This is a genomic window from Streptomyces sp. Q2, from assembly GCF_056820935.1.
On record NZ_JBXEJE010000013.1, the window covers coordinates 91,109 to 114,605 of the forward strand.

The 23,497-nt window shown below is 70.3% G+C and carries 19 protein-coding genes, 1 tRNA gene and 1 pseudogene; 12 read left to right on the plus strand and 9 right to left on the minus strand.

What is annotated here, in order from left to right:
* Nucleotides 1-8 precede the first annotated feature (8 nt).
* From efeB to ACWBNA_RS16360, 4 genes are all read left to right on the plus strand, one after another.
* A complete protein-coding gene (gene efeB, locus ACWBNA_RS16345; protein WP_482705059.1) occupies nucleotides 9-1,301 on the plus strand; it encodes an iron uptake transporter deferrochelatase/peroxidase subunit in 1,293 nt (430 codons plus the stop codon).
* 73 nt (nucleotides 1,302-1,374) lie between these two features.
* Entirely contained in the window at nucleotides 1,375-2,307 is a 933-nt protein-coding gene (pheA, locus tag ACWBNA_RS16350; RefSeq protein ID WP_482705060.1) for a prephenate dehydratase, read from the plus strand.
* Between the two features lie 538 nt (nucleotides 2,308-2,845).
* The gene (gene serS / locus ACWBNA_RS16355; protein WP_482705061.1) at nucleotides 2,846-4,123 is read left to right on the plus strand and encodes a serine--tRNA ligase; all 1,278 of its coding nucleotides are present in this window, start codon (nucleotides 2,846-2,848) and stop codon (nucleotides 4,121-4,123) included.
* Nucleotides 4,120-4,935, plus strand: a complete 816-nt coding sequence (locus ACWBNA_RS16360) for an HAD family hydrolase (protein WP_482705062.1) — start codon at nucleotides 4,120-4,122, stop codon at nucleotides 4,933-4,935. The genes serS and ACWBNA_RS16360 overlap by 4 nt, the downstream gene beginning before the upstream one ends.
* A gap of 41 nt (nucleotides 4,936-4,976) precedes the next feature.
* Here the strand turns inward: ACWBNA_RS16360 and ACWBNA_RS16365 are convergent.
* The 6 genes from ACWBNA_RS16365 to ACWBNA_RS16390 form a co-directional block, all read right to left on the minus strand.
* Nucleotides 4,977-5,079: transfer RNA gene (locus ACWBNA_RS16365), tRNA-OTHER, on the minus strand.
* A 271-nt stretch (nucleotides 5,080-5,350) separates the two neighbouring features.
* Nucleotides 5,351-5,590 carry an SGM_3592 family protein gene (locus ACWBNA_RS16370; protein WP_482705063.1) on the minus strand — a complete coding sequence of 80 codons (240 nt, stop codon included), beginning with the start codon at nucleotides 5,588-5,590 and terminating at the stop codon, nucleotides 5,351-5,353.
* An 85-nt stretch (nucleotides 5,591-5,675) separates the two neighbouring features.
* A complete protein-coding gene (locus ACWBNA_RS16375) occupies nucleotides 5,676-6,395 on the minus strand; it encodes an ABC transporter permease subunit (protein ID WP_482705064.1) in 720 nt (239 codons plus the stop codon).
* 9 nt (nucleotides 6,396-6,404) lie between these two features.
* A complete protein-coding gene (locus tag ACWBNA_RS16380; protein ID WP_482705065.1) occupies nucleotides 6,405-7,316 on the minus strand; it encodes an ABC transporter ATP-binding protein in 912 nt (303 codons plus the stop codon).
* On the minus strand, nucleotides 7,313-8,230 hold the full coding sequence (locus ACWBNA_RS16385; RefSeq protein ID WP_482705066.1) for an ABC transporter permease: 918 nt from the start codon (nucleotides 8,228-8,230) through the stop codon (nucleotides 7,313-7,315). Before ACWBNA_RS16385 ends, ACWBNA_RS16380 begins: the two co-directional genes overlap by 4 nt.
* Complete coding sequence (locus ACWBNA_RS16390) at nucleotides 8,220-9,185, minus strand: ABC transporter ATP-binding protein (RefSeq protein WP_482705152.1); 966 nt, start codon at nucleotides 9,183-9,185, stop codon at nucleotides 8,220-8,222. The genes ACWBNA_RS16385 and ACWBNA_RS16390 overlap by 11 nt, the downstream gene beginning before the upstream one ends.
* A gap of 254 nt (nucleotides 9,186-9,439) precedes the next feature.
* Here ACWBNA_RS16390 and ACWBNA_RS16395 point away from each other — a divergent pair, with 254 nt between their 5' ends.
* The 7 genes from ACWBNA_RS16395 to ACWBNA_RS16425 all read left to right on the plus strand — a co-directional run bounded on the left by ACWBNA_RS16395 (nucleotide 9,440) and on the right by ACWBNA_RS16425 (nucleotide 16,523).
* Nucleotides 9,440-10,279, plus strand: coding sequence for a M24 family metallopeptidase (locus tag ACWBNA_RS16395; protein WP_482705067.1), 840 nt, complete (start codon nucleotides 9,440-9,442; stop codon nucleotides 10,277-10,279).
* Entirely contained in the window at nucleotides 10,276-12,036 is a 1,761-nt protein-coding gene (locus tag ACWBNA_RS16400) for an SDR family oxidoreductase (protein ID WP_482705068.1), read from the plus strand. Before ACWBNA_RS16395 ends, ACWBNA_RS16400 begins: the two co-directional genes overlap by 4 nt.
* Complete coding sequence (locus ACWBNA_RS16405; RefSeq protein ID WP_482705069.1) at nucleotides 12,033-12,902, plus strand: metal-dependent hydrolase; 870 nt, start codon at nucleotides 12,033-12,035, stop codon at nucleotides 12,900-12,902. Before ACWBNA_RS16400 ends, ACWBNA_RS16405 begins: the two co-directional genes overlap by 4 nt.
* 56 nt (nucleotides 12,903-12,958) lie before the next feature.
* Nucleotides 12,959-13,888, plus strand: coding sequence for a MerR family transcriptional regulator (locus ACWBNA_RS16410; RefSeq protein WP_482705153.1), 930 nt, complete (start codon nucleotides 12,959-12,961; stop codon nucleotides 13,886-13,888).
* A 122-nt stretch (nucleotides 13,889-14,010) separates the two neighbouring features.
* A complete protein-coding gene (locus ACWBNA_RS16415) occupies nucleotides 14,011-14,559 on the plus strand; it encodes an RNA 2'-phosphotransferase (RefSeq protein ID WP_482705070.1) in 549 nt (182 codons plus the stop codon).
* Nucleotides 14,560-14,660: 101 nt separating this feature from the next.
* Nucleotides 14,661-15,572: an LLM class flavin-dependent oxidoreductase gene (locus ACWBNA_RS16420; RefSeq protein ID WP_482705071.1), complete on the plus strand. Its 912-nt coding sequence runs from the start codon at nucleotides 14,661-14,663 to the stop codon at nucleotides 15,570-15,572.
* A 78-nt stretch (nucleotides 15,573-15,650) separates the two neighbouring features.
* On the plus strand, nucleotides 15,651-16,523 hold the full coding sequence (locus ACWBNA_RS16425) for a Cof-type HAD-IIB family hydrolase (RefSeq protein WP_482705072.1): 873 nt from the start codon (nucleotides 15,651-15,653) through the stop codon (nucleotides 16,521-16,523).
* A 29-nt stretch (nucleotides 16,524-16,552) separates the two neighbouring features.
* Here ACWBNA_RS16425 and ACWBNA_RS16430 read toward each other — a convergent pair whose 3' ends face one another.
* On the minus strand, nucleotides 16,553-17,623 hold the full coding sequence (locus ACWBNA_RS16430) for a M23 family metallopeptidase (protein WP_482705073.1): 1,071 nt from the start codon (nucleotides 17,621-17,623) through the stop codon (nucleotides 16,553-16,555).
* A 183-nt stretch (nucleotides 17,624-17,806) separates the two neighbouring features.
* Between ACWBNA_RS16430 and ACWBNA_RS16435 the strand changes: the two are divergent.
* Nucleotides 17,807-18,877: pseudogene (locus ACWBNA_RS16435) on the plus strand (IS630 family transposase); the annotation flags it as partial.
* A 48-nt stretch (nucleotides 18,878-18,925) separates the two neighbouring features.
* On the opposite strand, the gene cydD reads toward ACWBNA_RS16435, so the two are convergent.
* Together cydD and cydB are read right to left on the minus strand one after the other, a co-directional pair.
* Nucleotides 18,926-22,426 carry a thiol reductant ABC exporter subunit CydD gene (cydD, locus tag ACWBNA_RS16440; protein ID WP_482705074.1) on the minus strand — a complete coding sequence of 1,167 codons (3,501 nt, stop codon included), beginning with the start codon at nucleotides 22,424-22,426 and terminating at the stop codon, nucleotides 18,926-18,928.
* A gap of 63 nt (nucleotides 22,427-22,489) precedes the next feature.
* Complete coding sequence (gene cydB, locus ACWBNA_RS16445; RefSeq protein WP_482705075.1) at nucleotides 22,490-23,497, minus strand: cytochrome d ubiquinol oxidase subunit II; 1,008 nt, start codon at nucleotides 23,495-23,497, stop codon at nucleotides 22,490-22,492.

Here is a 23,497-nt window from a genome sequence, read left to right on the forward strand (position 1 = left end):
ACGACACCATGCCTGACCAGTCCATCCCGGAGGCCCGCACTCCCGCTCTCGAAGGGGGCGCCTTCGAACAGGCCCCCTCCGGGGAAGGTCTTTCGCGGCGGAAGCTGCTGAGCACCGCCGGCGCCACCGGGCTCGTCCTCGGGGCGGCCGGCGGGGCCGTCGGATACACCGCGCGTCCGGCCGAGGCCACGCCGCTCACCTCCGTGGGCGCCGACCAGGTGATGTTTCACGGGAAACATCAGCCCGGCATCACCGAGGGTCTGCAGGCCCGCGGTCACCTCGTCGCCTTCGACCTGGCGGCGGGCGCCGGCCGCAAGGAGGCCGCCGCACTGTTGCGCCGCTGGTCGTGGACGGCACAGCGGCTGATGGCGGGCGAGGCGGCGGCCCAGGACGACACGGACGTCGCCCGGGACGCCGGCCCGTCCTCGCTGACGGTCACCTTCGGATTCGGGCACAGCTTCTTCGCCCGCACCGGCCTGGAGAAGCAGCGCCCGGCCTCCCTGGACCCACTGCCCGACTTCTCCTCGGACCACCTCGACAAGAAGCGCAGTGACGGCGACCTGTGGGTGCAGATCGGCGCCAACGACGCGCTGGTCGCCTTCCACGCCCTGCGCGCCATCCAGAAGGAAGCGGGCAGCGCGGCCCGCGTCCGCTGGCAGATGAACGGCTTCAACCGCTCGCCGGGCGCCACGTCCCATCCCATGACGGCCCGCAACCTGATGGGCCAGATCGACGGCACCCGCAACCCGAAGCCGGCCGAGTCCGACTTCGACCGGCGGATCTTCGTGCCTTCCTCCGGCTCGAACGACCCGTCGTGGATGGGGAACGGCTCCTACGCCGTCGTACGGCGCATCCGCATGCTCCTCGACGACTGGGAGAGGCTCCCGGTCACGGCCCAGGAGGACGTCATCGGGCGCCGCAAGTCGGACGGGGCGGCGCTGTCCGGAGGCACCGAGACGACCGACATGGACCTGGAGAAGACCGACGCCAAGGGCAACCTGGTCGTCCCGATCAACGCCCATGCCCGCATCACGCGGCCCGACCAGAACGGGGGCGCGGCGATGCTCCGGCGCCCGTTCTCGTACCACGACGGCTTCGACGGCGACGGGGTCCCCGACGCCGGCCTCCTCTTCGTCTGCTGGCAGGCCGACCCCCTGCGCGGCTTCGTCCCCGTACAGCGCAAGCTCGACCGGGGCGACGCCCTGTCCCGGTTCATCCGTCACGAGGCGAGCGGCCTGTTCGCGGTGCCGGGCGGGGCTGCGGAGGGGGAGTACGTGGGGCAGGGCCTGCTGGAGGGATGACCTTGCTCGCCCTGCGGAGTGGCTGTCCTGAGATGCATGCGCTGTGCTCCGCAAGGCCCATTAGGGTGAGGTCATGCCAGCGAGCTATGCGTATCTCGGCCCTGAGGGCACCTTCACCGAAGTCGCCCTGCGGCAGCTTCCCGAGGCGGCCACCCGGCAGTTGATCCCGTACGTGTCCGTGCAGTCCGCGCTCGACGCGGTGCGCCTCGGTGAGGCCGAGGCCGCGTTCGTGCCGATCGAGAACTCGGTCGAGGGCGGCATCACGACCACGCTCGACGAGCTGGTCGCCGGTGCGCCGCTGATGATCTACCGCGAGGTGCTGCTGTCGATCACCTTCGCGCTGCTGGTCCGGCCGGGCACCGAGCTGTCGGACATCAAGACGGTCTCCGCGCATCCGGCCGCCCAGCCGCAGGTGCGCAACTGGCTCAAGAAGAACCTCCCCGACGTCCACTGGGAGTCGGCCGCCTCCAACGCGGACGCCGCCCGCCTGGTCCAGGAGGGCCAGTACGACGCCGCCTTCGCGGGCGAGTTCGCGGCCGCCCGGTACGGCCTTGAGGCGCTGGAGACCGGGATCCACGACGCGGAGAACGCCCAGACCCGGTTCGTGCTGGTCGGCCGGCCCGCCCGGCCCGCGGCGCGCACCGGCGCGGACAAGACGTCCGTCGTGCTGTGGCAGCGCGACGACCACCCCGGCGGCCTGCGCGACCTGCTCGGCGAGTTCGCCACGCGGGGCATCAACCTGATGCTGCTGCAGTCCCGGCCCACCGGTGCGGGCATCGGCAACTACTGCTTCTGCATCGACGCCGAGGGCCACATCTCCGACCGCCGGGTCGCCGAGGCGCTGACGGGGCTCAAGCGGATCTGCCTCCAGGTGCGCTTCCTCGGCTCGTACCCGCGCGCGGACGTGGACGTGGCGGACGTACGCGCTCCGTTCCCGGGGACCTCGGACGACGAGTTCGTGTCGGCGGCGGACTGGGTGGCGCGATGCCAGGACGGACGTTTCTAGGACGTTTCCGACCGCTCCTACCTGCATATTTTAGTTATCCACAGGAGTTATCCACAGGCAGGCTTCTCGACCTGGGGACAAGTCGACATCCAAGCGCCACTCAGTCGACAAATCGCCCTACGGCGCCCAAGTTCGTCCACAGTCCCGTAGGTCACTCTTCGTCCACCCGTTTCCCTTGGTCCATCCTTTGGGGCGACGCATATCCACCCGAAAGTGGGTGTGACGCCGGTTTGGGACGGGAATTCCTCTCCCCCACGCCCGACTCGGAATGATCCATTCCGGCATCCACAGATCTTTCGCACAGCCTGTGGATAACTTTTCGGCGCTGTGGATTTCTGTGGACGGAGGCCGACCAAGTCCCGTTCCCCGCAAGGAAGTCGGGTCAACCCGGCGCCCGTCGCATGCCCCGTCCCGGGGAGTGGGACACTTTTTATTGACACGATCGGCAATTGCCTCATAACGGAACGTAAGCCGCGATTCGGGGTGGCCCGGAATAGTGAGTCGTGAGGCGTCACCCCGCACCGGTAGCCTTGGCCACGTGATTGACCTTCGCCTGCTCCGTGAGGACCCCGACCGTGTGCGTGCGTCGCAGCGCGCCCGTGGAGAGGACGTCGCGCTCGTCGACGCTCTCCTGTCTGCCGACGAGCGGCGCAGGTCGTCCGGCGTCCGCTTCGACGAGCTGCGTGCCGAGCAGAAGGCCCTCGGCAAGCTCATCCCCAAGGCCTCCGGGGACGAGAAGGCCGAGCTGCTGAAGAAGGCGAGCCAGCTCGCCGCCGACGTCAAGGCCGCCGACGCCGAACGCGACGCGGCCGACACCGAGACCCAGGAACTCGCCCTCCAGCTCAGCAACCTCGTGCACCCCGAGGTGCCCGTGGGCGGCGAGGAGGACTTCGTCACGCTGGAGACGCACGGCACGATCCGCGACTTCGGCGCCGAGGGCTTCGAGCCCAAGGACCACCTGGAGCTCGGCACGACCCTCGGCGCGATCGACGTCGAGCGGGGCGCCAAGGTCTCCGGCTCGCGCTTCTACTTCCTCACCGGTATCGGCGCGCTGCTGGAGCTCGCCCTGGTGAACGCGGCGATCGCGCAGGCCACGGCGGCCGGCTTCACGCCGATGCTGACGCCCGCGCTGGTCCGCCCCCAGTCGATGGCCGGCACCGGCTTCCTCGGCCAGGCGGCCCAGGACGTCTACCACCTCGACAAGGACGACCTCTACCTGGTCGGCACGTCCGAGGTCGCGCTCGCGGCGTACCACATGGACGAGATCATCGACGCCGACCGTCTCCCGCTGCGCTACGCGGGCTTCTCGCCCTGCTTCCGCCGCGAGGCCGGCTCGCACGGCAAGGACACCCGCGGCATCTTCCGCGTCCACCAGTTCGACAAGGTCGAGATGTTCTCGTACGTCGACCCGGCGGACTCACAGGCCGAGCACCAGCGTCTGCTGGAGTGGGAGAAGCAGTGGCTGACGTCGCTGGAACTGCCGTTCCGGGTCATCGACGTCGCCTCCGCCGACCTCGGCTCCTCGGCCGCCCGCAAGTTCGACTGCGAGGCGTGGATCCCGACGCAGGGCAAGTACCGCGAGCTGACCTCGACCTCGGACTGCACCGAGTACCAGTCCCGCCGCCTGTCGATCCGCGTCCGTGACGGCAAGCGGGTCAAGCCGCTGGCGACGCTGAACGGCACGCTGTGCGCCGTACCGCGCACGATCGTGGCGATCCTGGAGAACCACCAGCAGGCCGACGGCTCCGTCCGGGTCCCCGAGGTGCTCCGCCCGTACCTGGGCGGCCGGGAGATCCTGGAGCCGGTCGCCAAGTGAGTACCTCCGCCGCACCGGGGTTTCCCTACCGCCTGATCGCGACCGACCTCGACGGAACGCTTCTGGGTTCCGACGAGTCGGTCTCGCAGCGCACCCGTGAGGCGCTCGCCGCGGCCACCGCGGCGGGCGCCGCCCACATCGTCGTGACGGGCCGCTCGGCCCCGTGGACGCGGCACATCCTCGACGACCTCGGCTACGACGGCCTCGCCGTCTGCGCCCAGGGTGCCCAGGTGTACGACGCCGGTGAGCACCGCCTGCTGACCTCGGTGACGCTGGACCGGCAGCTGGCCGGGGTGGCACTCGCCAAGATCGAGGCGGAGGTCGGCCCGCTGTACCTCGCGGCGAGCCGGGACGGCCTGGAGGGCGAGGTGCTGGTCGGCCCCGGTTACGCGGTCACCGGCAAGCTCCCCTCGACACCCTTCACGGACGCGGCCGACCTGTGGACCGCCCCGCTGAACAAGATCTACATACAGCACCCCACGCTGACGGACGACCAGTTGGCCGAGGCCTCCCGCCAGGCCGCCGGCGGCTTCGTCAGTGTCGCGATGGCCGGCGCGGGCATCGTCGAGCTCCTCCCCCTCGGCCTCTCCAAGGCGACGGGACTGTCCCTGGCGGCCCGCCGCCTGGGCATGAAGGCCGCCGACACGATCGCTTTCGGCGACATGCCCAACGACATCCCGATGTTCGCCTGGTCCTCCTACGGCGTGGCGATGGGCAACGCCCACGAGGAGCTGAAGGCCGTGGCGAACGAGGTGACCTCCTCGAACGAGGAGGACGGGATCGCGGTCGTGCTGGAGCGGTTGCTGGGCTGAGCGCGGGTGTTCCTGCGAGGCAGGGACACCTCGCGTTCCTGCGGAGGATGCACGGATCGAACGTGCGCGGGGTTGCCCCCGACCACGACTCGCGTTTGATTGAACACAGCGCGAGCCGGTGCCTTACCACTCGGCCAATCCTCCGGGTGGGCGGCCTCACGTGAGCGCAGTGCGCCACGTGCTCGAAGCGGCCGCCCCGGGCAGCTCCCCGTATGAGGCGGAATCGACGGAGGTGCAACTACTCCGGAGTCCGCCGCGGGCTGCCCTGCGGGGAGCTCGACGGACTGTCGTGCATGGACATCGCCGAACTCCTCCCCAGTACGTGGCGCCGGTTCCATCCGGCGTCCTGGACACCAACCACTGTGCCCGTACGCCGTGTTCGGTGCCACCGATTAACCGGCGGCTCCGGACTCCCTCAGCGCCGCCGCCACCTGCGCCGACGCTTGCTGAAGAACCATCCCGCGGGCGGCTCGTCGGAACGCCACGGCTGTGGTTCGGGTTTCTCCTTGCGCCAGCGCTCGGCGAGCATCCGGGCTCGTGCGGACGGCTCGGCGGTCTCGGCGGACCGTATGAAGTCCTCGTCCAGGACGAGGTCGTCCCAAGCGTCGTTCCCGGATTGTCCGCGACTGTCGTCCTGTGACGCCTCGTCCGCCATCCCCGTCCTCCCAGCCGTGCGCCCGCTTTTGCCCAGTGTGCCCGGACTGAGGTGAAGCCCCCGTCAATAAGCTGGGCCTCTACTCCTACTCCTCGCCCGCGAGCGTCAGCGAGCGCAGTTTCTGCCCCGCGTACCAGGTCGCCGACACGGTGACGGCGACCAGCAGGACCGTCGCCGTCGTCAGCCCGACGTCGGAGGTCACCAGGTCCCCGCCGGCGACCTTCTGGGCCACGGCCAGCGACCACTGCTGGACGCTGAGCGTGCGCGCCCCGGCCACCAGGGAGCCGAACAGGGCCTCCCAGACGAGCGCGTAGACGAGACCGAACACGACCGCGTGCCGGGACACCGTGCCGAGCAGCAGGAAGAGTGCCGCGTACGCGATGGAGGCGACCAGCGCGGCCACCGTGTAGGCGACGGCGATCTGCTGGCCGTTGCCGTTCAGGATGAGGCCCGCGATCAGGGTGGGTACCGCGGAGAACACCATCGTCACGGCGATCGCGACGATCAGCTTGGTGAAGATGATCGTCGGCCGTTTGATCGGCTTGGACAGCAGGTAGACCACGGAGCCGTCGTCGATCTCCGGGCCGATCGCGCCCGTGCCGGCGATGACGCCGATGATCGGCACCATGGTGGCGAGCGCGAGCCCGCCCAGCAGGTCGGACGCCGTCTGGTCGTCGGCGCCTGCCAGGCCGCGCACCACGACGGAGATCGCGATCAGCAGCAGGGGCAGCGCGCCCAGGATGAGGGCCCGACGCCGGCCGAGCAGGGCGCGATAGGTGAGTCGGGCGACTGTGGGGTCGTACATCTTGGCCTCCTACGCCGCGACGAGATACGAGAAGACGGACTCGAGGGACTCGTCGGACGGCGAGACCGTGAGCAGGCGGATGCCGTGGTCCCTGGCCACTTTCGGCAACAGGGCCGTGAAGCGGCCGAAGTCGACGGCCTGGATGCGCAACGCGCCCTCCGCGAGGTCGACTTCGATTCCGGACGTGGACGGGTCGGCGATCAGCGCGGCCGCGAGGGCACGGTCGTCGCTGGAACGCACCAGGTAGCGGTGCGGGCGGTCGGTCATCAGGCGGCGGATCTTGCGGAAGTCACCGCTGGCCGCGTGCCGTCCGGCGACCACCACCTCGATGTGCCGGGCGAGTTGTTCGACCTCTTCGAGGATGTGCGACGAGAACAGCACGGTGCGGCCCTCGTCGCCCATGCGCCTGAGCAGGTCCATGAGCTGCATGCGCTGGCGCGGGTCCATGCCGTTGAAGGGCTCGTCCAGCAGGAGCAGCGAGGGGTCGTGGACGAGCGCGCTGGCCATCTTCACGCGCTGGCGCATGCCCTTGGAGTACGTCGAGATCTTGCGGTCCTGCGCGTACTCCATCTCGACCGTGGCCAGCGACCTCTGGGCCGCCTTGGCGCCCAGGCCGTGCAACTCGGCGTTGGCGACGACGAATTCGCGCCCGGTGAGGAAGTCGTACATCGCCTCGCGCTCGGGGACGATGCCGATGTGCTTGTAGATGTTCTCGTTGCGCCACACCTGCTGGCCGTCGAGGGTGACGGTGCCGGTGGAGGGGGCCAGGAAGCCGCCCATCATGTTGATGAGGGTGGACTTGCCGGCGCCGTTGGGACCGAGCAGGCCGGTGACGCCGGGGCCGATGGTCATGGTGATGTCGTTGACGGCGACCACGTTGCCGAACCAGCGCGAGACGTGGTCGATGTTGAGCGTGGTCACAGTCCGGCCTTTCGGTAGCGGCGCATCATGAGGCCGTAGCAGGCGGCGATCAGGCCGAGGGTGACGAGGACGTAGACCACGCCCTCCCCGTTCGTCGGGCCGACCCCTCCGGGGAACGCCGAGCTCGCGCCCAGGAACGCGGACTGCACTCCGTCGATGAGCGTGACGGGCGAGAACAGGCCGATCCAGGCGATGGATCCGGTGCTGTCCTGCGCTTGGGCGATGGCCTGGAGCGTGGAGACCGCGCCGTAGGAGATGGTCAGGACGGCGATCACGGCGGCGATACCGAAGCCACGGCGTGGAGTGACCGACGCGATGACGAGGCCGAGGCCGGCGAAGAGCAGCGAGAGCAGTGCCACGGAGACCAGCCCCTGTGCGAATCCCTTGGTCTGGTCGGTGAAGTCGAGCTTGGCCAGCAGGGCGCCCACGTAGAGCACCAGCAGCGGGGCGGCGGTGAGGATGAACAGCGCCGATGCCAGGGACGCGAACTTGGCGCGTACGTAGTCGGCGGTCTCGATGGGCCGCGAGAAGTACAGCGGTACGGTCTTGAAGCGCAGGTCGCGGGAGACGGACTGCGGTGCCTGCGAGGCGACGTACAGGCTGATGACGGCCTGCATGACGATCGCGTAGCGCGTGTAGTCGAGCGGCAGGTCCTTGGCCTTGGTGGCGACCGCGACGGCGACCATGATGGCCGCGGGCACGCACATCACCACGAACAGCAGCATGGGCAGCACTTTGGACTTGACCGAGCGGCCGAGGCCGTAGGCGCCGCGCAGGGACTGCGAGTAGAGGGAGCGGGTCGCGTAGGAGCGGCCCAGGCGCGGGCCGTCGTAGGAGCGGTAGCCGATGTTGTGAATGCGGGTCTGGTCACCCGAGGGTGCCACCGGTGTCCGCATGGGCTGCTCAACCGCCATGGCCGACCGCCTCCTTCCGCTGCTCGTCCTCGTTCGTGAAGACCTCGGAGATGTGGTGCCGGCGCTGCTCCATGCGCACCAGGCCGAGGCCGAGGTCGGCGACCACGTCGCGGACCAGGTCGTACGTCTCCTCGCCCTGCGCGGTGAGCAGCAGCACGTGGCCGGCGCCCGGCAGGCCCGCGCCGCTGTCGAGGATGTCCATCCCGCGCGCCTGGAGCGCGTCGCGCACCACGCGGGTGCCGTCCGGGTGCTCGTCGGTGTCGGTGACCTCGATCGCGAGGGTGGTCGTGATCTGGGTGAAGTCGGTGGTGGAGCTGGAGCGCAGGAGTTTGCCGCCGTCGACGACGACCACGTGGTCGCAGGTGCGCTCCAGCTCGCCCAGCAGGTGGGAGGTGACCAGGACGGAGATGCCGAAGTCGGTGTAGATGCGGCGGATCAGGCCGAGCATCTCGTCGCGGCCGACCGGGTCGAGGCCGTTGGTCGGCTCGTCCAGCAGGACCAGTTGCGGGTCGTGCACGAGGGCCTGCGCGAGTTTCACGCGCTGCTTCATGCCGGTGGAGTAGCCGCCGATGGGCCGGTAACGCTCCTCGTACAGCCCGACGTGCCGCAGGGTGTCCGCGGTGCGCTCGCGCGCGGCGGTGGGCGGCAGACCGGACATGCGCGCCATGTGCACGACGAACTCGGTGGCCGAGACGTCGGGCGGCAGGCAGTCGTGCTCCGGCATGTAGCCGACCCGCTCGCGGATGGCGGCTCCCTTGGTGGCGACATCGAGTCCGAGCACTTCGGCGCGGCCCTCGGTGGCGGGGGACAGACCCAGCAGGATCTTGATCAGTGTGGACTTGCCGGCTCCGTTGGCTCCGACGAGTCCGGTCACACCGGGCCCGACGTCCACGGAGAGCCGGTCAAGCGCGGTCACCCGGGGGAACCGCTTGCTCAGGCTTTCGGTCGCGATCACAGTCACGTCTTAGAAGGTAGTGACCTTGACCACGCCGGTCATCACTCCGCAGGGCCGTCTTGGTATCAGACTCCAGGCGTACGGGTCCCTAAGGGTCCCCCTCAGGTCGAACAACGCGGGTTCGGTCATCCACATCCGCGAGGTTGTCCACAGCCCGGCGCCCTCCTATTGACGCAGCCTCTAACGACTGTCACATTCGCCAGTGTCAAGTTACGGGCACGTACCGCGGTCGACGAAGACGGGTGGGCGTTGGCATGACGACGGCAGCTGGTGAACTCGGCGCGGAACTGCGCGGGTTCAGGAAGGTGCAGCGCCTCGCCTACGAGTGCGCGGAGGCGGTCGCGGCGCGGCTGAAACCCGGCGTCACCGAGCGCGAGGCGGCCCGGATGCAGCGCACGTGGCTGCGCGAGCGGGGTGTGCGCGACTGGTTCCACCTGCCCTTCGCCTGGTTCGGTGACCGCACCGCGTTCGTGGACTTCCGCGTGCCGCTGCAGTTCTTCCCGACCAACCGCCGGCTGGAGCCGGGGATGCCGTTCATCCTGGACATGGCTCCCGTGTACGAGGGCTGCGCCGCGGACATCGGCTACTCGGGCTCTTTGGGCAGCAACCTCGTGCAGAGCCGGCTGATGGACGACCTGGAGGTACACCGCGAGCTGATCCTCCGCGAGGTGCGCGAGCGGCGTCCGCTGCGGGAGATCTACGAGGACGTGGACCGCCTCATGACCCGCCAGGGCTACGCCAACCGGCATCGCGCCTATCCCTTCGGCGTGATCGCGCACAGGGTGGGCCGCGTGAAGGAGCGCCGCTGGTCGCCTCGCGTCTTCGGGTTCGGCACCCAGTCCCTGAAGGGCCTGGCGGCCGACGCGCTGCACGGCCACCGGGAGGGCTGGTCCCCGCTGTGGTCGCCCCACCGCTTCTCCGACCATCCGCCGCGGCCGGGACTGTGGGCGGTCGAACCGCACCTGGGCTTCCGGGGTACGGGTGCGAAGTTCGAGGAGATCCTGGTCGTCACCGACTCCAGGGACCCCGAGGAGAGCGCCTTCTGGCTGGACGACGATCTGCCGCACGTGCGGCGCTGGGCGGAGGACAAGTGACGTTGCCGACGGGTGTGCGGGAGCGCCGGGTGCGGACCGGCGGCGTCGAGCTGTGCGTCGCCGAACTGGGGGACCCCTCGGGGCCGACGGTCGTCCTGGTGCACGGTTATCCGGACAGCAAGGAGGTGTGGTCGGCGGTCGCGTCCCGATTGGCCGAGCGCTTCCACGTGGTGCTGTACGACGTCCGTGGCCACGGCCGCTCCAGCGCACCGCGGCCGCTGCGCGGCGGGTTCACGCTGGAGAAGCTGACGGACGACTTCCTGGCCGTCGCCGACGCGGTCAGCCCGTACAAGCCCGTGCACCTGGTGGGGCACGACTGGGGCTCCGTACAGGCCTGGGAGTTCACCACCGTGAAACGCACCGAGGGCCGCATCGCCTCCTTCACGTCCATGTCCGGACCGTCCCTCGACCACTTCGGCCACTGGATCAACAAGCGCGTCAAGCGCCCCACCCCGCGCCGGATCGGCCAGCTGCTCGGCCAGGGCGCCAAGTCCTGGTACGTGTACCTGCTGCAGACGCCGGTGCTGCCCGAGCTGGCCTGGCGCGGCCCCCTGGGAAAACACTGGCCGAGGATCCTGGAGCGTCTCGAGAAGGTCCCCGGCGAGGGCTACCCGACCTCCTCGCTGCCGACCGACGCGGCGCACGGAGCCTGGCTGTACCGGGACAACGTAAGGGCCCGGTTGCGCCGTCCTCGTACGGACGCGTACGCGCACGCGCCCGTGCAGCTGATCACGCCCCTGGGGGACAGATTCCTCTCGGAGAAGCTCTGCGACGAGCTGGAGCTGTGGGCTCCGCAGCTGACCCGGCGCACGATCCCCGCCGGGCACTGGGTCCCCCGCTCCCGGCCCGACCAGCTAGCGGCCTGGATCTCGCAGTTCGTGACGTCCGTGGAGGGCGGGAGGCCGGACGCCGTGGCGGCGAAGGGCCCGCACGCCGACCGGTTCGGCGGGCAGCTCGTGCTGGTCACCGGGGCGGGCAGCGGCATCGGGCGGGCCACGGCGTTCGCGTTCGCCGAGGCCGGGGCGCGTGTGGTGGCCGTCGACCGGGATGCCGAGGCCGCCGTGCGCACGGCCGAGCTGTCCCGTCTGGTCGGCGCGCCCGCGGCCTGGGCGGAGACGGTCGACGTTTCCGACGAGCAGGCGATGGAGAAGCTCGCCGAGAAGGTCGCCGCCGAGTACGGCGTGGTGGACGTCCTGGTGAACAACGCCGGCATCGGCCTGTCCGGCTCCTTCTTCGACACCACCCCGCAGGACTGGAAGAAGGTCCTCGACGTCAATCTGTGGGGCGTGATCCACGGCTGCCGGATCTTCGGCAAGCAGATGGCCGACCGCGGGCAGGGCGGCCACATCGTCAACACCGCGTCGGCGGCGGCGTACCAGCCTTCCAAGGCGCTGCCCGCCTACAGCACGTCCAAGGCGGCCGTGCTCATGCTGAGCCAATGCCTGCGGGCGGAGCTGGCGGGCCGGGGCATCGGCGTGACCGCGATCTGCCCCGGCTTCGTCAACACCAACATCACCTCGACCGCGCACTTCGCCGGGGTCGACGCCGCCGAGGAGAAGCGGCGCCAGAAGCGGACCGCCCGCCTGTACGGCCTGCGGAACTACCCGCCGGAGAAGGTCGCCGACGCCATCCTGCGGGCGGTGGTGCGGAACGAGGCGGTGGTCCCGGTGACGCCCGAGGCACGTGCCGCCCACCTCCTGTCCCGCTTCATGCCCAGGGCACTGCGGGCGATCGCACGTCTGGAGCCACGCCTGTGAGCGCGCGGATCGCCCCCCGCAAGGTCGCCTTCGACTGGTCGCGCACACCGCTGCACTGGATCCCCGGCGAGCCGACCGCGACCCATGTGATCAATGTGCTGCACCTGTTGCTGCCGGCGGGGGAGCGGTGGTTCGTCCGCGTCTTCAAGGAAGGCCTGCCCCTGGTCAGGGACCCCGAGCTGCGGGCCGAGGTCAAGGGCTTCATGGGCCAGGAGGCCACGCACAGCGTCCAGTACGCGCACGTGCTGGACCATCTGACCGCGCAGCGGCTCCACACCGCCGAGTTCACCGGACACGTCGACTTCCTCTTCGAACGGCTGCTCGGCGAGCGTCCGCCGCTCGGCGTGCCGATACCCGAGCGGGAGTGGCTGCGCTTCCGGCTGGCGGTCGTCGCGGCGATCGAGCAGTTCCCGGCGGTCCTCGGCGACTGGGTCCTGGCCGCCGAGGGCCTGGACCGTGCCCACGCCGACGAGGTCATGCTCGACCTGTTGCGCCGGCACGGCGCCGAGGAGGTCGAACACCGCGCGGTCGCCTTCGACATGTACCAGCACAGCGGCGGCACCGGTACGCCCCGGTACGCCCGCCGCATCGCCGGCATGGTCGTCACGGCACCGGCGATGCTGTACCTGTGGGTATGGGGCTCGGCATACCTGATACGCCACGACCCGCAGCTCGCGGGCCGTCTGCGCTACTCCCTCGCGGAGCACGAGAAGGCCGTACGCAAGGGTCTGCTGCCCGCGTGGCGGGAGCTGGGCGCGGCGATACCCCGCTACTTCCGGCGGTCGTACCACCCTTCGCAGGAAGGGTCGTTGAGTCGTGCGGCGGAGTATTTGAGGAGGTCACCGGCGGCGAGGGCGGCCTCGTGACGGACGGCGCCGGAGGTTCCGGCCGCAGGGCCGAGGATCGCGCGCACCAGGCCGAGGTGCCCGCCTACCGGATCGAGGACCTGGCGCACCTCAGCGGTGCCACGGTCCGCACCATCCGCGCCTACCAGGACCGCGGGCTGCTCCCCCGCCCCGAGCGCCGCGGCCGTGCCAACGTCTACGCCGATGCCCATCTCGTCCGGTTGCGCCGGATCGCCGACCTCCTCGACCGCGGCTACAGCCTGGCCTCCATCAAGGAGCTCCTGGAGGCGTGGGACGCGGGCCGCGGTCTGGGGGGAGTGCTGGGACTGGTCGCCGAGGTGGACGGTCCGTGGACCCACGAGGAGGCGGTACGGATCTCGCGGGCCGAGCTGGACGAGCGGTTCGGCGGTGTCCCCGACGACACGGCGGTCGCCGAGGCCGTGCAGCTGGGCGTGCTGGAGCCGGTGCCCGGCGACGACGACTCCTTCCTGGTGCCGAGCCCCCAAGAGCTCGCGGTGGCCGCCGAGTTGCACGCGGCGGGCGTTCCGCTGTCCGCGATCTCAGGTCATCTAAGGGAGTTGAGGGTCCGGATCGAGCACATCGCGGCGCGTTTCCTGGAGTTCACGACCGAGCATGTCTTTGCCCGCTACCTGGACGGGTCCCACCGTCCGACCGAGGCGGACGCGGCAGAAGCGGCCTCTCTCGTACGACGGCTGCGACCGCTCGCACAGCAGACGGTGGACGCTGAACTCGCGCGCGCGATGCGCTCGTTGGCGGTCCGGCATCTGCGGGAGCACCTCGGCGCGAACGACGTGGCGCCACCGGCTTCGCGGACGTGTGACGTGGCGATCCCGGTGGAGACAACGCGGGCTGTCGAGAGGCTGGTTGGCGTTGAGCGGGCAGCCGAGTTCATCGCGCTGGCCGCCGAACGGGAGGTGCGCTCCAGGTCCTTGGACCGGCTCGCCGCAAGTCACCTGGCGTCAGACGACCTTGACGAAACACCTTGATATGAAGGGTGGTTGTCCACAGAATCGCCAATTCCCCTGTGGATAACCGGACTTGGTTGTGGATCAAACATTCGGAGCAAAATCATTCGCGTGATTCAGGTCTCGCCCGGCACGCTGGCGGGGTGGACGAGAGACGCACCGTGAAGGTGTCCAAGTATTTGTCGAAGCACCTGCGCCACCAGCCTGAGCGGATCGGGTTGGTTCTCGACGACGCCGGCTGGGTGGAGATCGACACGCTGATCGCGGCGGCGGCCGCGCACGGCTTCCTATTCACCCGCGAGGAACTCGACCATGTGGTCGCCGCCAACGACAAACGGCGCTTCGCGATCGACGGCACCCGGATCCGCGCCAGCCAGGGCCACAGTGTGGACGTGGACCTCGGGCTGCCCCCGGCGACCCCGCCGGCGTACCTCTACCACGGGACCGTGGCCGGCTCCCTGGACGCGATCCGCGCCGAGGGCCTGCGGCCCATGAGCCGGCATGACGTGCACCTCTCGCCCGACCGGGAGACCGCGACCCGCGTCGGCGCCCGCCGCGGGCGTCCCGTCGTGCTGTCGGTGGACGCGGGAGCCATGCACCACGACGGCCACGTTTTCCACGTCAGCGCGAACGGGGTCTGGCTGACGAAGGCGGTCCCGCCACGGTATCTGCGGTTCCCAGAGGCGCATTGAGCTGCCGCTGATCAAAATCAGCCCATGACTGAGCGGCCGCGCGCGATGACCGTCGGTGACGGTTTCACGTGAAACACAGTCGTCCGCATACGCTCGGACCCATGAGTCTGCGCCTGAGCACCGTGATCCTCCCGTACCGCCGCTGGCACGAAGGCAGCCGTTCGGCATGGACGCGCGCCGAGCAGCTCGGCTTCCACACCGGGTACACGTACGACCACCTTTCCTGGCGGAGCTTCCGTGACGGACCCTGGTTCGGTGCCGTACCGACGCTGACCGCCGCCGCGGCCGTCACCGACGAACTGCGCCTGGGCACGCTGGTGACCTCGCCGAACTTCCGGCACCCGGTGACCCTCGCCAAGGAGCTGATCTCCCTCGACGACATCTCCGGCGGGCGGGTGACGCTCGGTATCGGCGCGGGCGGCACCGGCTTCGACGCCACCGCGCTCGGGCAGGAGCCGTGGACCCCGCGTGAGCGGGCCGACCGCTTCGCCGAGTTCGTGCAGCTGCTGGACCGGTTGCTGAGCGAGGACGGCCCCAGCGGAGTGTCGTACGAGGGCGACTACTACTCGGCGCACGAGGCGCGCAACATCCCCGGCTGTGTACAGCGCCCCCGGCTGCCCTTCGCGGTGGCGGCCACCGGGCCGCGCGGAATGAGGCTCGCCGCCCGCTACGGGCAGGCATGGGTGACCACCGGCGACCCCAAGTTGTACGAGAACGGAACTCCCGAACAGTCGGTTCAGGCCATTCGCGGACAGGTCGAGAAGCTGGCCGACGCCTGCGCCGAGATCGGCCGTGATGTCGGCTCGCTCGACAAGATCCTGCTCACCGGCTCGACCCCGGACCGTGGCCGGCCGCTCCAGTCCCTGAACGCCTTCGTGGACTTTGCCGGACGGCACCAGGAGCTGGGCTTCACCGAGATCGTGATCCACTGGCCCATCCCCGACTCGGTCTTCGAGGCGGACCAGAAGGTCTTCGAGCAGATCGCCATGGAGGCGCCGGGGCAGCTGCGCTGACCTGGAAGACCAGCCGTGTGTTCCTCATCTGGGCGGACTGCCGCACGGGCGTGCGGGCATGTACGGGAGAATGGCCGGGTGACCTCAGCGACTCGACAGCCCGAGACCCCGGCCGCCGCCCTCCCGGCCCGGCTGATCGCCACCGACCTCGACGGCACCCTGCTGCGCGACGACAAGTCGGTGTCCCCGCGCACGGTCGCGGCCCTCGCCGCCGCCGAGGAGGCGGGCATCGAGGTCTTCTTCGTCACCGGCCGCCCCGCCCGCTGGATGGACGTCGTCAGTGATCACGTCCACGGGCACGGGCTGGCGATCTGCGGCAACGGTGCCGCGGTGGTCGATCTGCACGGCGGCCCCGGTGCCCACCGGTTCGTGAAGGTCCGCGAGCTGGCGCGGGACAACGCCCTGGACGCCGTACGGCTGCTGCGTGACGTGGCGCCGGGCACGGTGTACGCGGTCGAGCAGACCTACGGCTTCTTCCAGGAGCCGGACTATCCGAAGCTGCACATGGAGGTCCCGGACACGCTCGCACCGGCCGAGGACCTGCTGGCGCCGGACGCCCCGGGAGCCGGCGAGCCGGTCCTGAAGATCCTCGCCTACCACCCCGACATCGACCCGGACGCCTTCCTCACGCTCGCCCGCCTCGCGATCGGCGACCGGGCCAACGTCACCCGCTCCAGTCCCAGCGCCCTGCTGGAGATCAGCGGCCCCGGCGTCTCCAAGGCCAGCACACTCGCCCTGTGCTGCGCCGAGCGCGGTATCTCGCACGAGCAGGTCGTCGCCTTCGGGGACATGCCCAACGACGTCGAGATGCTGACCTGGGCGGGACGGTCGTACGCGATGGGAAACGCACACCCGGACGTGCTCGCGGCGGCCTCGGGGCAGACGGTCGCCAACAACGAGGACGGGGTGGCCGTCGTGATCGAGCGACTGCTGGCGGAGCGGGCCGGCTGAGACCCGCTCGAACGGCCGGAGGTCAACGGCTAGCCGAGGCTCACTCCTCGGGCTGACAGCCACGGCCCCGGATCCACCGCCGAACCCGTCTCCGGAGTGACCCGCACCTCGAAGTGCAGGTGCGGGCCGGTGGAATTGCCGCTTGTGCCCGACTGCCCGACCCACTGCCCGGGACCCACCTGTTCGCCCTGGTCGACGGCGACGGCGGCGAGGTGGGCGTACTGCGTGTAGTAGCCGTCCGCGTGCTGGACCACGACCTCGATGCCGAACGGGCCCCCGCACGACACCTTCACCACCCGCCCCGCGCCGACCGCCCGCACCGGCGTGCCGATCGGCACCGCGAAGTCCTGCCCGGTGTGCCGGTTCGCCCACCGCGCACCGCCGCTGCCGAACCCCGCGGACAGCTCGTACGTCTCCACCGGCACCACCCATGTGCTCGTGACACCCGTGTGCGGCTGGTCCAGTCGGACGGCGCCACGGCACGAACCGGCCGCGACGGAGGCGTCGGCCCGGCCCTGCAACTGCCATCGTGCCTGTTCGAGCTTCGTCTCGATGTCCTTCTTCAGATCGGCGAGTTCGGTGTTCCGCCGGTCCAGCCGCTGCCAGGCCGCCGCTGCCTTCGCCTCGTCCTCGACGAGCCGATCCTCGGCCCGGTGGCTCTTGTCGATCGCGTTGTTGAGGACGAGATCCGCCTGCCAGACGGCCCGCTGACCGTGCATCAGGTCTTCCGGATCGTCCGCCAGGAGCATCTGCGCGGTGATCGGAAGACCCCCGCCGGTGCGGTACTGGGCGCGCGCGATCCGCCCCAGGTCCTCGTGCAGGACGGCGATCCCCTGCCGTTCCCGGTCCAGCAGCGCCTCGAAGCGCTGGGCCTGCGCCCGTTGTACCTCGGCTTCCAGCCGGCCCGCCTCGTACTGCTGTGTCGCCACGGCCGCGTCCTCGTACAGCCGGACCACCTGTGCGCTGATCCCGGCGTCGGCGGCGCTGTGCGTGTCCTCGCCGTCGTCGGCGTCGGCGGTGCCCGTCGGGCAGGCCGCGAGCACGGCGAACGCGCACAGCAACGCCGGCACGAGCAGCGGATGACGGCGGGGGAAGCGCATACCAGCGATCCTGGCCCTCCCCGCGGCCCAAGACCCAGTTCACGTCGTACGACCGGGGGACGGATTGCCGCAGATGGGTTAGTGAGCCGGTTTTGAGTTCTCCCGTCGCCACTTGAGTCGTGTTCTGTTTCGGATCGTGGCTTGGGCGGTGACGGGGCAGGTCGTTTGGGGTCTGCGGTGGGAATGGGCGACAGCAGGCTTGCGCCGCTGGTGTTATCGGATGCCGAGCGGCGGGCGTGGCAGGGATGGGCCGGCGCCGGACGACCGCGCAGGGCCTGGCCCTGCGGGCACGGATCGTGCTGGCTAGCGCGGACGGCGGCAGCAATATCGCGGTGGCCGCGCGGCTCGGCGTCAACCGGGGCACCGTGGCCAAGTGGCGGGCGAGATTTTTGCGCAACAGGCTGGACGGGCTCAGCGACGAGCCGCGCCCCGGGGTGCCGCGCACCATCACCGACGCCCAGGTGGAGGAGGTGGTGGTGCGCACGCTGGAGGAGGCCCCCGAGGGGGCGACGCGCTGGTCGAAGCGGGAGTTGGCCAGGGTCGTGGGGATCTCCCCGGCGAGCGTGCCGCGGATCTGGCACGCCTTTGGCCTGTAGCCCTGGAGGACCGAGACCTTCAAGATCTCCCCGGACCCGCTGCTGATCGACAAAATCCGCGATGTCGTCGGCCTCTACCTGGCCCCCGCCGGCCAACGCCGCGGTGTTCGCGGTGGACGACAAGCCCCAGATCCCGGCCCCTGGAACGGACCGCACCGGTCCCGCCCATGCTGCCCGGAGTGCCCGAGCGACGCAGTTTCGACTACGTCCGGCACGGCACCGTCGATCTGTTCGCCGCCCTGAACACCGCGACGGGCAAGGTGATCTCGAAGCTGTCCGCGCAGCACCGTGCCGTGGACTTCCGTGACTTCCTCGATGACATCGACGGCCAGACCGAGCCCGTCCTGGCAGTCCACGTGATCTGCGACAACCTCCGCCTACACGGCACCGGTGGTGCACAAGTGGCTGCTCGCGCACTCCCGCTTCCACCTCCACCTACTCTTCGTGGATCAATCAGGTCGAGCGAGGGTTCGCCGAGCTGGCACGACGCTGCCTCGAACGCGGGGTGTTCTGCTCCCTCGACGACCTCAAGGCCGCACTCGAGGACTGGATCAAGGTCTGGAACGACCAGGCCAGGCCCTTCAAGTGGACCAAGACCGCCGACCAGATCCTCGACCGCGTCTGCCGCTACTCATCACACACCTCCGGACCGGCTCACTTGTACGACGTCACCGCGGCGGAGAAGGGTGTCGTGTGTACTGACCGACTACCGCACCCCCACCAGCAGATCCGCCTGCTCCTCCCGTTCCACCATCGTCCGCAACGGACCCTGCGCCGCGGCCAGTTCGGCAAACGAACCCCGCTGCACCACACGCCCCGCGTCCAGGACGACCACTTCGTCCACCGCTTCCAGACCCGCCAGCCGGTGGGTGATGAGCAGCGTCGTACGGCCCTCGGTGGCGGCCAGCAGATCGGCGGTGAGCGCATCCGCCGTCGGCAGGTCCAGATGCTCGGCGGGCTCGTCGAGCACGAGGACCGGGAAGTCGGCCAGCAACGCACGGGCCAGCGCGAGCCGCTGCCGCTGCCCACCGGACAGCCGCGCCCCGTGTTCGCCGACCAGCGTGTCCAGGCCGTCGGGCAGGCCGTCGGCCCAGTCGAGCAGCCGGGCGCGGTGCAGCACGTCCCGCAACTCGTCCTCGGTGGCGTCCTTCTTGGCCAGCAGGAGGTTCTCACGTACGGAGCTGTCGAAGAGGTGCGCGTCCTGCGCGCACAACCCGACGAGCCGCCGTACGTCGTCGCCGTCCAGCGCGTGCGCGTCCACGCCTCCCAGCGTGTAGGAGCCGGCGTCCGCGTCCAGGAAACGCAGCAGCACCTGCGCGAGCGTCGACTTGCCGGACCCGGACGGTCCGACCACCGCGATCCGACGGCCCTCCGCCAGGGTCAGGTCGACTCCGTCGAGCGCGTCCCGCTCCTGCCCGGCGTGACGGGCGACAAGTCCCTTGACCGCGACGGGGAAGGGCGATGCGGGCGCCTGCCGGGACCGCTCCGGTTCCCGTACGGGATCGGGCGTGTCCAGCACCTCGTACACGCGCTCCGCGCTCCTGCGCACCCGCTGCCGGTACTGCACGGCGAGCGGCAGGCCGAGTACGGCCTCGAAAGCGGCCAGCGGAGTGAGCACGACGACGGCCATGGTCACGCCGCCCAGCCTGCCGTCGGCGACCGCCTGGGCGCCCACGAGAGCGGTGGCCGCGACGGTCAGGCCGGAGAGCAGCGCGGTGAGTCCGTCGCCGAGCGCGGTGGCGGTGGCGGCGCGTGAGGCGATCCGGGTGAGCGTCCCGTCGGCGCGCCGCGCCTCGGCGGTACGGCCGGGCAGGGCGCCGGCGACGGTCAGCTCGGCGGTCCCGGTGAGCAGATCGGTCACCCGCGTGGCCAGCACGCCTCGGGCGGGGGCCAGCCTGTGTTCGGCCCGCCGGGCCACGGCGCCGGTGACCAGCGGGACACCCGCCCCGGCCGTCAGCAGTCCGACGGCGAGCACGGCGCCGGCCTCGGGCAGCAGCCAGGTCGTGAAGCCGACGGACGCGGCGGACACGGCCACGGCGGCACCGGCGGGCAGCAGCCAGCGGAGCCAGTAGTCCTGCAGGGCGTCCACGTCGGCGACGAGCCGCGACAGCAGGTCACCCCGGCGGAGTTGCCGAAGTCCCGCGGGCGCCAGCCGCTCAAGGCGCCGGTAGACCGCGACCCGGGTGTCGGCCAGCATTCGCAGCACGGCGTCGTGCGACACGAGCCGCTCGGCGTACCGGAAGACGGCCCGCCCGATCCCGAAAGCCCGCGTCGCCGTCACGGCCACCATCAGATAGAGCACGGGCGGTTGCTGCGAGGCCCGCGAGATGAGCCACCCGGAGGTGGCCATGAGCCCGACGGCGCTGCCGAGCGCGAGGCTCCCGAGCAGCAGAGCGAGCACGAGCCTTCCGCGCCGGGCTCCGGACAGGGAGCGGACGCGGGCAAGGACACCGCGGGCGTCCGCCACCGGCATTGTCGTCTCTGGTGCTTCGGGAGTGAGAGCCGGTTCGGCCGCGGTCGTCGGGGCCGGAGTCGTCCCGGGCTCAACCTCCCTGTGGGCGGGGGACACCGGCTCGGCCAGCCGCACCACCCGGTCCGCCACCGACAGCAGCGCGGGCCGGTGCACCACGAGCAGCACCGTCCGGCCCACCGCCAGCCGCCGCACCGCCTCCACGACCTCGGCCTCGGTGGCCCCGTCGAGCGCCGCCGTCGGCTCGTCGAGCAGCAGCACGGGCCGGTCGGCGAGGAACGCCCGGGCCAGCGCGAGCCGCTGACGCTGCCCGGCGGACAGCCCGGCACCGTCCTCACCGAGCACGGTGTCGGCGCCCTGGGGAAGCGCGTCCACGAAGTCCAGCGCGCCGGCGTCCGTCAACGCCCGCCGTACGGCGGTGTCGTCGGCGTCGGGCCGGGCGAGACGTACGTTCTCCGCGATCGTCCCGGCGAACAGGTGCGGCCGCTGCGGGACCCACGCGATCCGCGCCCGCCACTGCTCCAGGTCGGCTTCGGCGAGATCGACTCCCCCGGCCAGGACCCGCCCCTCACTGGGCCGGACAAAGCCCAGCAGCGTGTTCAGCAGGGTGGACTTGCCCGCCCCGCTCGGCCCGACGAGAGCGACCGTCTCCCCGGCCTCGACAGCGAAGGACACGTCCGACACCGCGTCCCCGGACCGCCCGGGGTAGCGGACCGTGACTCCCTCGAAGGACACGCCCCCCGTCGGCACGGTGGTGGAACCCGATGTCGGCACCGGAGTCTCCAGTACCGAGAAGATCTCCTCGGCGGCCGCGAGCCCCTCCGCCGCCGCGTGGTACTGCGCCCCCACCTGGCGCAGCGGCAGATACGCCTCAGGCGCCAGGACGAGGATGACCAGGCCGATGTACAGATCCATGTCGCCGTGGACGAGCCGCATGCCGATCGTCACGGCGACGAGTGCCACCGAGAGCGTGGAGAGCAGCTCCAGCGCGAAGGAGGAGATGAAGGCGATGCGCAGCGTCCGCATGGTCGCCTGCCGGTACTCACCGGTGATCCGCCGGATCGAGTCGGCCTGCGCTTTGGCCCGCCCGAACACCTTCAGGGTCGGCAGACCGGCGACCACGTCCAGGAAGTGCCCGGAGAGCCGGGACAGGAGCTGCCACTGACGGTCCATCCGGGACTGGGTGGCCCAGCCGATCAGCATCATGAAGACCGGGATGAGGGGCAGGGTGCCGACGATGATGGCGGCCGACACCCAGTCCTCGGTGACGATCCGCGCCAGTACCGCCACCGGTACGACGACCGCGAGCCCCAGTTGCGGGAGATACCGCGAGAAGTAGTCGTCGAGGGCGTCCACGCCGCGCGTGGCGAGGGCGACGAGCGAGCCGGTCCGCTGCCCGCTCAGCCACCCGGGGCCCAGGGCAACGGAACGCTCCAGCAACCGCCCGCGCAGTTCCGACTTCACCGCGGCGCTGGCACGGTGGGCCGCGAGTTCGGTCAGCCAGGCGACCATGGCTCGCCCGACCGCGACGGCAGCCAACAGCGCCAGGGGAGTGGCGAGTTCGGCCACCGTCATACCGTGCTGGAACGCGCCCACCACCACTTCGGCGATGAGCATCGCCTGGGCGATGACGAGCACGGCACCGACGGCACCCAGACCGACGACGGCCACCAGGAAGAGACGGGTGGCCCGGGCGTACCGGAGGAGTCGCGGATCAATCGGTTTCACGTGAAACATGCCCTTCGGTCCAAGGCGGCGGGTTTCACGTGAAACATCGTGAAACCCGCTGCCGTGTCGGACTCAGTGAACGGCGTCGGCGGCCAGGTGCTGCGTGCCGATCCGCTTGCGGAACACCCAGTAGGTCCAGCTCTGGTAGAGCAGGACGATGGGTGTGGCGATGCCCGCACACCAGGTCATGATCTTCAGGGTGTAGGGACTCGACGAGGCGTTGGTGACCGTGAGGTTCCACTCGGCGTTGAGCGAGGACGGCATGACGTTCGGGAAGAGCGTCAGGAAGAGCATGGCCACGGCGGCGACGATGGTGACGCCGGACAGCGCGAACGACCATCCCTCACGTCCGGCCTGGTTCGCTGCCAGCGCCGCGACCAGTGCGGCGACCGCCACGACGAGCGCGACCAGGCTCTTGCCGTCACCGCTGTCGACCTGCGTCCACGCGAGGAAGACCAGAGCCAGCACGGCGGCGACGAGTCCCACCCCCAGCGCCAGCTTCCGCGCCCGCTCCCGGATCTCCCCGACGGTCTTGAGGGCCGTGAACACGGTTCCGTGGAAGGTGAACAGTGTCAGCGTCACCAGGCCGCCGAGCAGTGCGTAGGGGTTGAACAGGTCCCAGAAGGTGCCGACGTAGTTGAAGCTCTGGTCGATCTTCACGCCGTGCACGATGTTGCCGAAGGCCACACCCCACAGGAACGCCGGGATCAGCGAGGTCCAGAAGATGGCGTGCTCCCAGTTGCGCTGCCAGTTCTCCTCGGGCCGCTTCACCCGGTACTCGAAGGCGACGCCCCGGACGATCAGACAGACCAGGATCATCAGCAGCGGCAGGTAGAACCCGGAGAAGAGCGTGGCGTACCACTCGGGGAAGGCGGCGAAGGTCGCGCCGCCGGCCGTGAGCAGCCACACCTCGTTGCCGTCCCAGACCGGGCCGATGGTGTTGATCAGTACCCGCCGCTCGGGCCGGTCGCGGGCAAGCAGCCTGGTGAGGATGCCGACTCCGAAGTCGAATCCCTCCAGGAAGAAGTACCCGGTCCACAGGACGGCGATGAGGACGAACCAGACGTCGTGAAGTTCCAT